The sequence below is a fragment of the Bacteroides sp. AF39-11AC genome, assembly GCF_003474285.1.
Lineage (GTDB): Bacteria > Bacteroidota > Bacteroidia > Bacteroidales > Bacteroidaceae > Bacteroides.
The window spans coordinates 623,336-638,093 of the sequence record NZ_QROH01000001.1 but is presented as its reverse complement, the minus strand read 5'-3'; the positions used below and the strand labels follow the sequence as shown (position 1 = coordinate 638,093).

General features: G+C 38.7%; 7 protein-coding genes. All 7 read right to left on the bottom strand.

The window, feature by feature from the left end:
- Positions 1 to 94: 94 nt before the first annotated feature.
- Complete coding sequence (locus tag DW036_RS02110; protein ID WP_118460917.1) at positions 95 to 2,092, bottom strand: RagB/SusD family nutrient uptake outer membrane protein; 1,998 nt, start codon at positions 2,090 to 2,092, stop codon at positions 95 to 97.
- A 14-nt stretch (positions 2,093 to 2,106) separates the two neighbouring features.
- A complete protein-coding gene (locus DW036_RS02105; protein ID WP_118460915.1) occupies positions 2,107 to 5,313 on the bottom strand; it encodes a TonB-dependent receptor in 3,207 nt (1,068 codons plus the stop codon).
- Between the two features lie 331 nt (positions 5,314 to 5,644).
- Positions 5,645 to 7,042 carry a sulfatase-like hydrolase/transferase gene (locus tag DW036_RS02100; RefSeq protein WP_118460913.1) on the bottom strand — a complete coding sequence of 466 codons (1,398 nt, stop codon included), beginning with the start codon at positions 7,040 to 7,042 and terminating at the stop codon, positions 5,645 to 5,647.
- A gap of 44 nt (positions 7,043 to 7,086) precedes the next feature.
- Positions 7,087 to 8,508, bottom strand: coding sequence for a glycoside hydrolase family 28 protein (locus DW036_RS02095; protein ID WP_118460911.1), 1,422 nt, complete (start codon positions 8,506 to 8,508; stop codon positions 7,087 to 7,089).
- A gap of 572 nt (positions 8,509 to 9,080) precedes the next feature.
- Positions 9,081 to 10,952, bottom strand: coding sequence for an FISUMP domain-containing protein (locus DW036_RS02090; protein ID WP_118460909.1), 1,872 nt, complete (start codon positions 10,950 to 10,952; stop codon positions 9,081 to 9,083).
- Between the two features lie 27 nt (positions 10,953 to 10,979).
- Positions 10,980 to 12,443, bottom strand: a complete 1,464-nt coding sequence (locus tag DW036_RS02085; protein WP_118460907.1) for a pectate lyase — start codon at positions 12,441 to 12,443, stop codon at positions 10,980 to 10,982.
- 221 nt (positions 12,444 to 12,664) lie between these two features.
- Entirely contained in the window at positions 12,665 to 14,755 is a 2,091-nt protein-coding gene (locus tag DW036_RS02080) for a RagB/SusD family nutrient uptake outer membrane protein (RefSeq protein ID WP_233560217.1), read from the bottom strand.
- Positions 14,756 to 14,758: the final 3 nt, after the last annotated feature.

Sequence of the window (14,758 nt, the reverse complement as noted above, 5' to 3'; positions counted from 1 at the left end):
CATCCATCTATAATAAAAATGATAAAGAAAAAGGCGGTGCATCCCATAATATGCCCGCCTTCCTCTTTTTACCATCAAGAAAAACAATTACCCATTAATAAGATGGATGCTGTTGACCGGCAAGCCCCGGATTCACATCAATTATGTTCGTAGTATTAAACGGTAATATTTCTACCATATTCTTCTTCATGCCGTAGAATACACCAGTTTTACCTGTAATCCATGCATTATTAGAAGAAAGACCTTCAACATCTTCTACACAAAGATTTCCTTTTTGCTTAATGGAATTGACGCTGAACATATTCAGAATTGTATATTCCACTTCTTCTACTTTCTTTGCGCCAGCCGGCACATCTTCGCTTTTGAAATAAACTTGTCCATCAGCCTCAAAGAATTTTCTTTTTATGGCACCTTTGGAACCGGAATTCAACGTATGCATTGTTGTTAGTTCAGTTTCAGAGAGTTCCATATCCACCAAATCCTGTTCAGTCATTGAGATATAAGGTAAAGCTATTGTCGGATCTGCAAAAGATGGGGTTGAAGCCAACTTATAAGCACGATATACATCTACGTTTGCATATCTTCCTTCGCGCTTGGCCAATTGAACCAGCTTTTCTTTTTCAGTTGTCAGATAATCAACCAATATCCCCCAACGAGCTAAATCGCTCTTGCGCAGTCCCTCATTAGACAATTCCAATTTGCGTTCCTGTATAATAAAGTTTTTGAATTCTTCATAACCGGAAGGAATCGTACCAACTTTAGAGGCATCATTATTAAATGCACGCAGACGAACATCTTCCACCGCTTTCTCAGCTTCGGGAGTAGAACCGTTATTCAACTCATTCAAAGCCTCAGCATACATCAGCAAGACATCAGAGTAGCGCAATATAGGCCAATTAAAATCACGTTTACTGTCAGAAGAACCTCTGACCTTTTTCCAGTTAATACGATATTTCCCCACACCCATACCGGCAAAAGTATTCATTTGATAAGCATTGTTGCCAGTAGATAACTTAAGACCATAATTACAAACTGAAACATCACGCCGTTGATCGTTCTCTTCAAATTCAAAATAGAATGTCGGCATGGCTATCATCTGGCTACCGCCTTTACCCAAACCTTCATTGTCCGTACCACTTGTAGGAATGCCATTTGTATAACCTGTACGAACATCCTGGCCATTAGTACTATACCAACCATACTCAAACATAGTTTCATCATTATATTGCTGATTTCCCAAGTCTCTGAAAATCTGATCGTAATTATCCAGCAACCGATTTTCTCCCTTAGTTATTACAGCTTTACAAGCATCCGCCGCTATTTGATAGAGTTCTTTTATACGAGCAGCATCACTACGTTGTGCTATTTTTAAAGTGCTCTGATTATAAGGCACTGTATTCAGATCCCAACGTAAAGAGTAACCGGCAGCGTAAAGAGCTACACGAGCCAAAATTCCATAAGCTGAATTCTTCGTGAAACGTTCGGGAGTAGCAACCATACCTTCACTTTTCCAAGGAAGCAATTCAATTGCACGTTTTAAATCTTCAATACAATGATCATATATAGTATCACGACTGACACGCGAAGAAGAAAATGTAGTCAGATCTACTGTAGGAATATTAGTATAAGGCACATCACCATAGAAACGAACTATGTTCCAATATGCATAGGCCCTTATCGCCAAAGCTTCTCCCAGTAGTGCATCTACTTTCTTCTTCTCACCATCACTAACATTCATTTCCGGAAGGTTCTTAATACAAACATTAGCATATTCAATGGCTTTATACATATTTGTATAAGTAGAACTCAACATACTGGAGGTATTAGTGTAATCATAGTTGGCCACATTATATTTAGAATTGGACTCTGTAGAAGCAGCTTCATCCGTACCCATCAATAATTGATAGCCCAGTTCTTGTGTATGCAACCATGAATAACCACCCATCACGGTCATCTCCGCTCTTCCTACTGTTTCAAAAACAGTAGAACTATCCGCTTTTGATTCGGAAGGCATATCGAGCCAATCTTCACAAGAAGTGAAAACCAACAACATGGCAGCAGATATACCTAAAATATTCATTATCTTTTTCATATTAATTATCTAATTTAGAATGTTAAATTTACGCCTACTACCCAACTCTTAGAACGTGGATAAGATGAATTATCGATACCCGGTGTCAAAGCGCTGCTTGATGCAGATACTTCAGGATCATACCCTGTATAGCCAGTAAAAGTATGAATGTTATTCAGGGTACAGTATACGCGGGCATTACTGATTTTGGCGCGCTGTACTAATTTCTTCGGTAAAGTATAACCCAAAGTAATAGTATTCAGACGCAAGTAAGAACCATCTTCCAAATAGTAACTACTACGTTCACTAATAGCAGTTTTGTTATTACCTGAAATATTCCATAAAGCATCACCGCTATATTGGTGTGGATTTAAAGCAGCCAAACGTGCTAAATCAGTACTTTCCTTACCGGTTGATGGATCAATCAATGTGAAACGATTCTTCATTTTTTCAAGTGTATTTTGGTTAGCTAAATACGGACCGATAAAACGTTGCGTACTCATGCTGAACACATCATTACCTACTACAAAATTCATGAAGATGGTCAAATCAAATCCTTTGTAAGTAAAGGTATTGTTCCAACCTCCGATAAAATCAGGAGCTGCATTTCCTATTACAGTACGGTCATTAGTCCCCCATACCGGATTTCCATCTGAGTCTACCTCACCAGCCGTCGGCTTATATTTAGCATCACCCGGTTTTACATTTTCACGATTAGAACCTTTCAAATAAGGAATGCCATCCTTCAACGTATAACCACCGTCAGCATTCTGAACAAAATCGTCTGTTGTATAAATACCATCATAAATCAAGCCAAAAAATTGTCCTAATGGTTTCCCCTCTTCAATCTTGAAACCCATACGAGATTCATATTCTGCTATGAAATTATCAGTTTCACCATCTCCATAAATATCCAATACCTTAGAACGGTTGAAAGCTATATTGAAATCCATTGTCCAACTGAAATCCTTCGTACGAATATTGGTTGTATTCAAAACTAATTCTACACCTCGATTACGAATAGAGCCAATGTTTTGGAACTGGTGAGTATAACCGGTAGAAGTAGGAATCTTATTCTTAATCAATAGATTGGAGGATTCATTGTTATACCAATCTACAGACAGATTGACACGGCTATTAAATATTGATACATCCAAACCTATATTGGTGGTGGTGGTTTTTTCCCACTTCAATTTTTTGTTTCCAAGTGTTGTACCGGGTACAAGTGTAATGTAATCACTACCATTATAGCCATAATGCCCCGATCCGTAATCTGTAGCATACATATTGTTATCAACATTATTATTACCCGAAGTTCCATAACCAACACGCAATTTCAGATTCTGGAAGAAATCAAAATCCTTCATGAATCCTTCTTCAGAGATACGCCATGCCGCAGACGCCGAAGGGAAATAGCCCCACTGTTGACCACGGGCAAACTTAGAAGAGCCATCGGCACGTAACGTTCCCGTAAATAAATAGCGGTCACTATAATTGTAAGAAAGACGACCAAAAAGAGAAACAAGACCTACCCGACTTTTTCCCGACTTCCACGTTTGCGGAGTACCCATACTGACATCATTCAATCCAAAGTTACCATCTGAGAATTTACGATATTCGTTATCCAAGTTCATAGACTCTTGATACCAAGTTTCTTGACCAAGCAAGACATTAAAACGATGAGCTTCTTTCACATTAAATGCATAATTCAATGTATTTGTAATCTGCCAAGAAAACTTTTCACTGTTGTTACGGTAACCATAACCATAAGGACTTTGATTGGAAGAAGCTGTCTTAGTATTACCATTATCCCAATAATCATGACGAACTTGCTGCCACATATAACTTCCAGAAGTACGGAAAGTTAAATCCTTCAATATATCTATTTCGAGTCCAGCATTCACTGTAGCCATACGGGTATATTTCTCGTTAGTAATAGATTGGTTATTAATAATCGGATTATTTGCATCATAATTGTCCCCACCATACATTTCAGAGAAAAGATCAGCTAAATCAGAGCCTAACAGTTGTTCATTGGTCCATTTCACACCACCAGTTACCGGCTGCAAAATAGTCTGCTTCAAGGTTCCTCCCAATGAACCACCTCCATCAACTTTAGTCATTTGTAAACTGGAAGAAAAATCAAACCGCACACCTTTCCATAATTCATGATTAATTTTAGCACGAATACTATTCTTTTGATAACCATGTTTATCCATTATACCGTCTTCACCCGTATAGTTGTAGCTCAACATGTATTTAGTTTTCTCGCTACCACCACTGATATTCACATTGTGATTCTGAGTGATACCTGTATTACCAAACACCTCATCCTGCCAATCAATGCCGGCACGATTACCGTACTCGTTAGCAATACGCCCATAGGCACTAGTATAAAAATCACCAGAATTAATATCTCCACCAAAAATATTCGAGAAGTTATCTTCATTGCCACGAAGCAATTGGAATTCATATTGATACTTTACATAATCTTCAACTCCCATTAAATCCAACTTCTTTCCTAAACGGTCAAAACTTACAAAACCATTATAAGATACTTCCGTCTTACCTGCCTTACCGGATTTTGTCGTAATCAATATAACACCATTCGAGCCACGAGCACCATAGATAGCCGTTGCTGAAGCATCCTTCATGACATCAATAGTTTCAATATCATTAATATCCACATTCTGCAAACCATTCTCCATCTGAAAACCATCAACGATATAAAGCGGTTCGGTACCTTGCGTAATAGACGTACCACCACGTACTGTAATATTGATGTCAGCACCCGGAGCTCCACTCTGTTGTACAATATTCACTCCAGCCGCTTTGCCTGCTAATGCTTGCGCGGCAGTAGTCACAGGGGCAATGGCTAAATCCTTGCTACCAACTGAAACAGAAGAACCAGTCAATTCTTTACGTTTCACCTTCGCATACCCAATAGCAACGACCTCTTCCAACATTACTGAAGATTCTTTGAGCGTAACTGCAAAATGGGTTTTGTTACCAATAAGAACAATTTGATCTTCATAACCAATAAACGAAACCACCAATTCCTTAGCCGAAACAGGTACAGAGAGTTTGAAATTACCATCCATATCGGTAATAGTACCAATAGATTTGTCACCTTTCACCGTAACAGAAGCACCGATCACCACGTCAATCGCATCGCGAACCGTACCGGTAAGCGTCTTGTTCTGGGCTAAAATGCTTAAAGGACAGCCTATTAACAGAAGCATTAATAAGCACATTTTTCTGTGTAAGATTCTCATAGATTATTAATAAATTTGATTAATAAATAATTTAAGACTAGCAAAATGTACAACCGTTATCGAGCACATTATTTGGGTTACAAAAATAAAATCAACAACCAGCTTATAAGATGTTTTTTTTGACCGAAACACTTTCTCTTTTGATTTTCTTAATAAATAACTCAATATTCAAATAAGGAATAGGATTTATAGTAGCATTCTTTAGTGGACTAAATATAAAATCAGTCTTAAAAATACCATAAAAAAAAGGATGCTCATTACGAACATCCTTTCTTCATGACCTAATCATTACAGCTAATCAAAACTCACCAGGCAATGGCCAATTGGGAGTAGGTACATGCATTTTATTCATTTCCTTCTCAAATTCAGCTATTACTTCAGGATATTTATCGGCTAAATTCACAGACTCTGTTATGTCTTCTTTTATATTATATAATTCTAAAGGAGCATCTTTTTTAATAGTAACAACTTTCCAGTCACCTCTGCGAGCTGCACGTTGTTTACCAGGAAACTCCCAGTACAGTAAACGATTATCCGTATCAAGCTGTTTACCATAAAATAGCGGCAAGACATTTATACCATTTAATTTGGGGGGCAATTTATCTGTGGCATTAGCCAACGCGGCCAATGTAGGCATTACATCCGGAAAATAAATAATGTTATTCAATTTCTGAACCGGAACTTTACCTGGCTGATTAACAATAAAGGGCACCCGAATTCCTCCTTCATAAAGCTGTCCTTTCATACCCTTAAGCGAACCTTTACACCCTAATTCGGCCAATGGTGCCTGTTTAGCAGCTCCATTGTCCGAAGCAAAAATGATCATTGTGTTCTCACGCAATCCCAATCTATCAAGTTCTGCCAACAAGCGTCCAATTGCCCGGTCCATGTGTGTGATAAGCGCAGCATATCGTTTAGTATTTATATCCCAAGTTTCATCATCATACCAGACTGTTTCATCTATAATATAAGGTTCATGCGGTGCATCATAGGCCAAATATAAAAAGAATGGATTTTTCTTGTTCCTATTTATAAATTTAATCGCATCTTCCGTTGAAAGATCAGTATTATGTTTTATATGCTTGTCTCCTTCATTCTCTTTTATATTTTCAAGTTTCTCATTATTGAAACGCCAATAAGGATAGTAGTATGGATCATTAGAATATATTGTACTAATAAGCCAGCCATAAAACTCATCAAATCCTCGATTCAAAGGGGTAGCCTCAGGATTAAAACCATCCAAATGCCATTTGTTTACCAAACATGTCCGATAGCCAGCACTGCTTAATACAGTAGCGATTGTTGTATCATTCGGTAACAAATGCATTCTTCGTATAGGCTTTGTACCTTTCATCCCTTCAATACCTCCTGCATTACAGAAATTATCACGAATGGTAGTATTCCCTGTATTCCGCCCCGTCATCAACGCACAACGGGAAGGAGAACTTATTCCCGATCCTGCATAACACTGAGTAAAAGAAGTGCCAGTTGCTGCCAGTTTATCAATATTAGGAGTCTCAATATATTTATTCCCATAACAAGCCAAATCACAATAGCCCATATCATCCGCCAATATGAAAATAATATTAGTTTTTTTATCATTTACCGCAGTTGACTGCTGGGCTTTAACCACTATTTGAGGAAGAACCAACATATTTACGGCACAAAATCCTCCTAAAAGTTTACTCTTATTCATATTCTACATTTTTTTTTATTCATAGTTTCATTCTCCAACACACATTATGGCATATCAACATTCTCATTATACTCCAATATCAATTCATCATGAGCTTTAATCTGAACGTCATCTAATTTCCAGTCCTTAGCCCAAATGATTTTTCCAGCTTTATCACCTTCAATACAGACATTACGAAGTATAAAGTTTTCGATTTTGCTGTTTGCTATTCCAACTACATTCATACAAGTTCTTGCATTAGAAGCTGTTACATTATCAAGAGTAACATTCCGAAAGACAGGAGTACCTTGTTCCAAACTTACCGATTCTAACATTTTACTCCAGTACACTGGAATTTTCTCCATATCATATCCCTTCGGAAGTTTAGAAATACTATATGCAGGATTCCAATTCAAATCAACAACAAACGGCCGTTCAACCCCTATCATCTCGATGTCATACAAATAAATGTCTTCAATCACTCCACCACGCTGACAAGTACTCTTGAAACGCAACCCACATTTTGTACCTACACCTTTCATTCGGTATGCCACTATATTACGAATTCCCCCCGAGGTTTCACTACCACAAGTAAACATCCCCCCTCCTGAACCAGCTACACAATCACGAATCACCACATATTGGCAAGGGCGATTCACCCTAAGCCCGTCACTATCTCGTCCAGCTTTCAAACAGAAATTATCATCATTGCAATTTATATTAGCATTCTGAACAAGAATATATTCAGATGAATCAATATCAATGCCATCTGTACTTGGACCATGGCCTTCAATATTATTACTAATTATGATACCATCAATTGTTATATGCTTACTATATAAAATATGTAAACTCCAAAAACCAGGCTGATACAATACAATATCACGTACAGTAACATTCTCACATTCGGCAATAAGAATTCCACGAGGGCGTTCACAATCATAATCCACAATCCAGCGTAATCCCTTTGCCTCATAATCCTCCCGCATATTCCAGTACTTATCCCAAAACACCTTGCCACGCCCATTTATCACTCCATCACCAGAAATAGCAGCATTTTTCTTACCAATGATATTTATCAATGCAGAAGGCCACTCCATTTCTATTCCTGCAACACGCGTATCTATCTTCTTATAATCACCTATATCTTGAGAGCCTATAAGAGTCACTCCTTTTGAAATATGAAGATTTACATTGTTCCCTACAAATAAAGAACCTGTAAGATAAATGCCTGGATGAAATACTACAGTTCCGCCTCCGGCTTGTTCTGCAGCATCAATTGCTTTTTGAATAGCCGTAGTATTCATACTTAGAGCATCTCCCTTTGCGCCATAGTCTGTGACATTATATACAGCCTGCTGTACCGGATAAGACATAGCACCTACTTTTCTCATCCAAAAGAAATCTGGTATTTCTCTGCCATGAGCATTCGTAGATAAACCGGTCATCCATACAGACAATGCAAACAGAATAAAGTAATTCTTCATTATATAAATTAGATTAACAAGTAAATTATACGTTATTGAAAGGTTAATTAGCAAACAATAATTACTACAAAGAATAAAAGTAAACAATTGTACAGCCACAATTATATTCCTTTTGACCCTAATACTTTTCTTTTTGATTTTGTCCAATCAAAAAGCATTTAATTGTCCCTTAAAAAGCATATTTTACCAAAACATTACTATCCGAAATAGCCTGTTTTGCTCAGCATATTGAGAGTTATATATAATATGAGCATAATTCAATATTGAAAGTACATTATTAGATTTTACAAAGGAAAATAACTTACTTATATCAGAAATAAAACAAAGAGATTTAAGACCTTATTCTTCTCATTATTCCCTTCCTCGCTCCCCCTACTAAAGTTCATAAATTAAGGAGATAGAAGAGCATAGAAGGGAATAAGCTTTAAACTGCAGATAAAGGAAAAGCCCCAAACAGGCTCTACATTTTCTCATAATTACTTTATAACTCTCTAGTATCCAGTAATCTAAAAAAGAAGATGATAAACTTCGCAAAGCAACCACCTTCTTTCTTCACTAACCCTTTATAAACCTCAATAAACTCTCACACAGCGTACGGAAAAAGCATTGGCACGGCTATTCTTCCCTACCACATCTACTTTATCCTTACCCACGTTCATGTAACTTGCATCTGCCCCATTAGATGAGAAGGCTGTACTTTGCCAATAGTAACCGGATTTCTCCGCATCCTGAAGTTTCCCCGTTTTACGATTACGCAAACCACCAAGCGGATACCACAACTCCTGTCCATTATAATTCAAAGAGTAACCCAAATTCTCCGCATCCCAATTAGAGGTAGACAAAAAAACACTCGCCTCAATGCCGGATGTAGAAGAAGATGAATTCAACCATGTATCACGCGGTGCAACCATGTAACCTTCAGGACAAGGATCGTATACAGATTTCTGAATAGAAGCAACTGACGGATAATCATATCCTTCGGGATTTCCCCAGAGAGCATTATCACCCCAATAGAGCCAGTCATATGAATAATAGTAAGGTGGGGTGGCAACATTGCTCTTGGAACGTGAATACTTAATATACGTAACCGGATTCCGGACAGAATAAGCTACCGTGCCTCTTTCTTCACTGCCACTTTCTATTTTCAGGCTAACCGTCCCGCTCTGGTCATACATCTCAGCTTCAATATTCTTCCCTACTTCACAGGTTGTTACAAACGGATCCTTACGTCCCCATTGATAAAGTAACCCTATTGCCCTAGCATCACCCGGAGTAGCAGAAACAGCACCCAAATTACGATCCATAACTGTATAACTATTGCCTTTGCTATTTACTCCGAAAGGCTGATCTGCAACATCAGTAACCCAAATATGATAAGACCAGAGAATAGTAGCATCTTCTGCATCAGCATCTTCCATGTCATAAATAGCGATAACCGCATTACCTGGTTGCCCATTCAAAGTAGCTGTGAAAGATTTACGGTCGGAAGATAATGACACATTGCTTATAAAATCGGTAGAAACATCATTCCAAAGTAATTTGGCAGAACGAGCTAATCTGCTATCGTCCGAAACATGATTCTCATAAGTGTACTTCAGACTGGTAGTATAGTAAGGAGTACAATCAACGGTTACTGAAGCTGTACCGGGAGCCACTATGATTGAGTTGGCCTTACCATAATAATTGGTCACCGATACCCATTCAATGCTCTCTAAAGCAACAGAAAGGACTTTACCGCGCTCAATGCTCTTTCCGTTTAAGTCTACAGAACAAGTACCAATTCCCTTAGGAGAGACAAGAGTTATATCCAGCGCACTACTCAATGCCATCGGCGGAAGGGGAAGATACAGTTCCTGACCTTCGGATATGTTTATATCGCCTTTCAACATAAGTGTTTTAGATGTATTCTCCAGGAAAGTAATCTGTCCCGTCGTTGCATCTACACGTATATCTCCCGCAAGCATATCGTTCTTGGACTCAAAAGTAACGGAGGTAAGAGAAGCAAAATCTTCATTAGCCGGAACTATCAGTTTCAATCCTCCACAGACTGCATTCATTTGCATATTATTCAGACCGTCATTATCCGTCAGGCAATAAAGCGGACAAGCGGTCTGGTCTATCGCACCTTGTGTATAAGTCTGAACCGTCGGTAAAGAATAATCCAGATTATTGCCCGAAAGTTGGGCATTAGCAGGATAATAAATCAGATATTGATTGGCAACAGGAACATCGTACATACTAACGCATGCATTCGACAATACGGAGTATTCCGTTCCATTGATACCTATTTTTTCTCCGGTCTGAATATCTACTTGCAATTCATCTTCCTGATTAAGAGTCAAGGTAAACGAATTGGGCTGTTTATAAATCAATTGTTCGGTATCGTCACAACTAACCATAATTACCACTAATGCAGTAACGAGATATTTTATCAGTGTTTTCATACTGTTTCTTCTCCTTATGTTTAAAAGTTAATTATTAAGTTTAGCATCAAGTGTAAAGATATAGTTTTCGATATTCGTATAACCGTTGTTTGCTATCTTTGCAGCATCGGAGGGGTCATTCTTATCCAAGCCATATTTGTCTTCAAATTCATCAGGCATACCGTCATTGTCGCTATCCAAAGGTTTCTCCCCGTTTTGAATAGTGCCTACACCTCCCAATGAAAACTGTTGTACATCTTGTTCATTCTGAATAATCGTTCCCTTTTTACCCAGTGAAGTCAGCTCATCAATCAGATATTGGTCTACTTCGTCACGAGCCGGAAGACTGGCACCTACATTCTTTACAATCCAGTTATAGGCTTCTGTTGCAGATGTTTGCTGGCTAATAACGGGATGTTTATCCGAAGGCGCACTCAGGAAAGTAGGTTCCCCTTTGCAATATTCGGCCCAGTTGGCTTGTGTCAGTTCAAAACCATTGAGCAAACCATCCTTATCATTATCATAATAATTTCCTTTATAATAAGCTCTAAAGTCGACATTACCTCCCAGAAACGGAGGAGTAGGACTCATCGGAACTTTTTCCACCTTAATAGAGTTATCTTCTTGTCTTACATTCTGCCAGTTGTTCACAGGCCCTACAATGAAGTAGTTATCCTCAATAGTTGTTTCCGACTGACCGGACGAATCACCACCCATATTATAAGCTGCACCGCTCCCCCAGTTATAAACCACATTGTTTACAAACTGATTTAAACCTTTCACTTTCGGATTGCGTGTTTTATTATCAGTATAAAGATTACGGAAAAGGGTGATACCTGATTCTGTATCTGTTTGAATCAAACCACCGCAAGAATGATTTTGTAATCCCTGACCGAGAATTGAATTCTGAATGGTGATATTGCGTGGAAGTGTTCCTTTACTATCCCAGTTGATAGAGAAGTTTTCATCACGTCCCCAAGTAACAGACAAATGATCGAAAATCATATTTTCACCATTTGCTATTCCGGCAGCATCTTTTCCATCAGGCCCATTCGTTCCCATACGGATACGCAAGTGACGGCAAATCAGATTACTGGCTCCAGTAAACGAAACGCGGTTACCATAAAGGACTACACCATCTCCAGGAGCTGTTTGAGCTGCAATAGTCAGATTCTTGGAAAATACGAGTGCTTCTTTCAGGTTGATAGTACCTGCAACATCGAATACAATTATCCGGTCGGGTTTACTTACCGCAGCACGCAATGAGCCTTCTTCTCCGTTGTCTTCCAAAGTAGTAACATGGTAAACGTCACCACCACGACCTCCTGTTGCCCCGGCTCCATAACCTTCAGCACCGGGAAAGGCCAAAACTTTACCATAATCGGGGAAAGGACCGTCGCTGCCTTTCTTTATAACAACTTCAATATCATTATCACTGCAACTCATTCCTAATGTTGCAATAAGGAGTAAAACTCCGGCATTCTTAAAGAAATTAAATAGAGTAGTTTTCATTTTAGATTGATTTATACAGGTAAACATTCGTTGTTCGATAAAAGCAATAAGAATCCAAGCTTCTGTCCGTATGGACAAAAACCGATCTTTTAATAATAAATGTTTTGGGAATAGATAATAGATTTAAAAAGATAGCCTTAAATCTACATAAGAAACTTTATAAATATTCGTTTTATGCAAATTTAAGGCTATGCATTATCTGCTTTTAGAATAAAGCAAGATTATTTAGCGTAAGCCGGATGCTGAGTCAGATTCGGGTTATCTACCATCGGATGCCCGGGATCCTTTGCTGCAAAAGGCAACAACTCGCAACAGTTCTTTTGGAAACCATAGTACAAGCCGTCACTTCCATCAGAAGCTTCAATCCAATTAGGGAATTTATCACCATTTTCAGCGTAACCTGTAGGATTCTTATAAATGATGGCACCAATTTGCAAAGCATTAAATCCACCGGTAAAACCGACAGCTTTACGTGCATTGCCATTGAATGTACTTGTATAAGCCTCAAACATATTAGTCGGATACCATTTATCTCCATCTTCTACTGCAATTCCATGAGCTCTCACTATTTCAGCTAACTTCGCTTGATATTCATTATATTTTCCTTGGTCTGTCGGAATCTCCTTTACAACTGCAACTTCAGCCTCATCTGTCAAGTCAATATAATCCAAAGCAAGGAATTTATCACCATACCGCTGTCCATCTACCTGGAACTTATACAAACGATAAACCGACATATTGGCATACTTGCCTTCGCGCTTAGAAAGTTCTTTCATATCTTTCTTAGCTGCTTCCAGTTGTTCGGACAAGCGATTCATACGAATCATATCCGTACGAAGCATAAACTCGCCAGCAAACTCCCATTTACGTTCTTGGAGTAAAGCATCCTCAAAAGCTTGTTGGTCAGATGGCATGGAAAGCGCACCTACCCCGGCACGGTCACGCACTTGCTTCAAAGCATCTTTAGCAGCCTGCGTAGGACCGTTATTCAGATAGTTTTGAGCTTCTGCATACATCAATAATACATCGGCATAACGCATTACAGGGATGTTCAAGTTACGTTTTGCAGCCTCTTGCGGCTCCACGCACCAGGGAATACGGAATTTTCCATGCATAATGCAAGAATAAGTAGTACCTACATCAACAAATGTATCATCTGCTGCACCTTTATTCAAAAAGTAGATACTATAAGATGTACAAGTAACATCACGACGCGTGTCATTTTCATCGAACGACAAATAATACGTTGGCAACATAAACTGCATAGCCTTACGTGAACCATAAGTACCACCACGAGATCCCGGTTGTGCTAAAACCCCAAAATTAGAGTTCGTATTCGGACCATACTGTGCCAAATCCCAAATCATTTCAGCATCTGTTGCAGTGAAATTACGCTGACAGAAGTTATACCATAGATATTGGAATCCACTCATACCACTTTGAGCCTGAATCAAAGAATTTTCATTCTTATCGATAATAGCTTTACAAGCATCGTTAGCGATCTGATAAAGTTCACGAACACGTGCTTCATCATCACGGCGTGCCAATTTCAAACTGGCAGGATCATTCGTCTGCAAATTCCAACGTAATGAGTAACCACCTGCATAAAGAGCCGTACGAGCCAGCAAGGCATAGACACCTTGTTTAGACAAACGTTCTGCCGTAGCATATCCACTTTCTTTAAACCAAGGTACCCAGTCCTTAGCTTGCTGCAAATCTGAGATGATCTGATCATATATTTCATCACGCGATGAACGTTTAGGATAGAATGTATTTTCGTCATTCGGGTCCAGTTCTTCCATCGGGGTCCATACTGCCGGAACATCACCATAAATACGTATTAAGTTCAAATAACAAAAAGCACGAATAGAAAGAGCTTCACCCAACAGAGCATTACGTTTAGTGGTCTCACTCATCTTCTTCAACTTAGAAATAGCAAGATTGGTAGATTCAATGATACGATACCCCTCTTTAAAGATTGTAGTTACTGTAGCAGGTACCATTGGATCATAGCTATAATTACAAATTCTATATTTTGAATTATTAGTAGAGCCATCTTCACTGGAGTGCATCACCGTCTCACCCATACCTAAATGGTAATACATTTCCTGATGAATCAAACCACGATAACAACCCAGAATAAATAATTCTGCCATATCCTCATTTTGAAACACCGTTTCGGAATCAGGGTCTGTGTAAGATGGCATATCAAGCCAATCCTGACACGAAGTCACACCCAGAAGAAAGGAAAAAATAGCTGTTGCGAACAACGTCTTCTTCAACCCAGACAATATAATTGATACTTTTTTCATGAT

Excerpts from the sequence above, each read along its gene's own strand:
- DW036_RS02095 (WP_118460911.1), bottom strand. The coding sequence starts at position 8,508 with ATGAAGAATTACTTTATTCTGTTTGCATTGTCTGTATGGATGACCGGT.
- DW036_RS02110 (WP_118460917.1), bottom strand. The coding sequence starts at position 2,092 with ATGAAAAAGATAATGAATATTTTAGGTATATCTGCTGCCATGTTGTTG.
- DW036_RS02105 (WP_118460915.1), bottom strand. The coding sequence starts at position 5,313 with ATGCTTCTGTTAATAGGCTGTCCTTTAAGCATTTTAGCCCAGAACAAG.
- DW036_RS02100 (WP_118460913.1), bottom strand. The coding sequence starts at position 7,042 with ATGAATAAGAGTAAACTTTTAGGAGGATTTTGTGCCGTAAATATGTTG.
- DW036_RS02085 (WP_118460907.1), bottom strand. The coding sequence starts at position 12,443 with ATGAAAACTACTCTATTTAATTTCTTTAAGAATGCCGGAGTTTTACTC.
- DW036_RS02080 (WP_233560217.1), bottom strand. The coding sequence starts at position 14,755 with ATGAAAAAAGTATCAATTATATTGTCTGGGTTGAAGAAGACGTTGTTC.
- DW036_RS02090 (WP_118460909.1), bottom strand. The coding sequence starts at position 10,952 with ATGAAAACACTGATAAAATATCTCGTTACTGCATTAGTGGTAATTATG.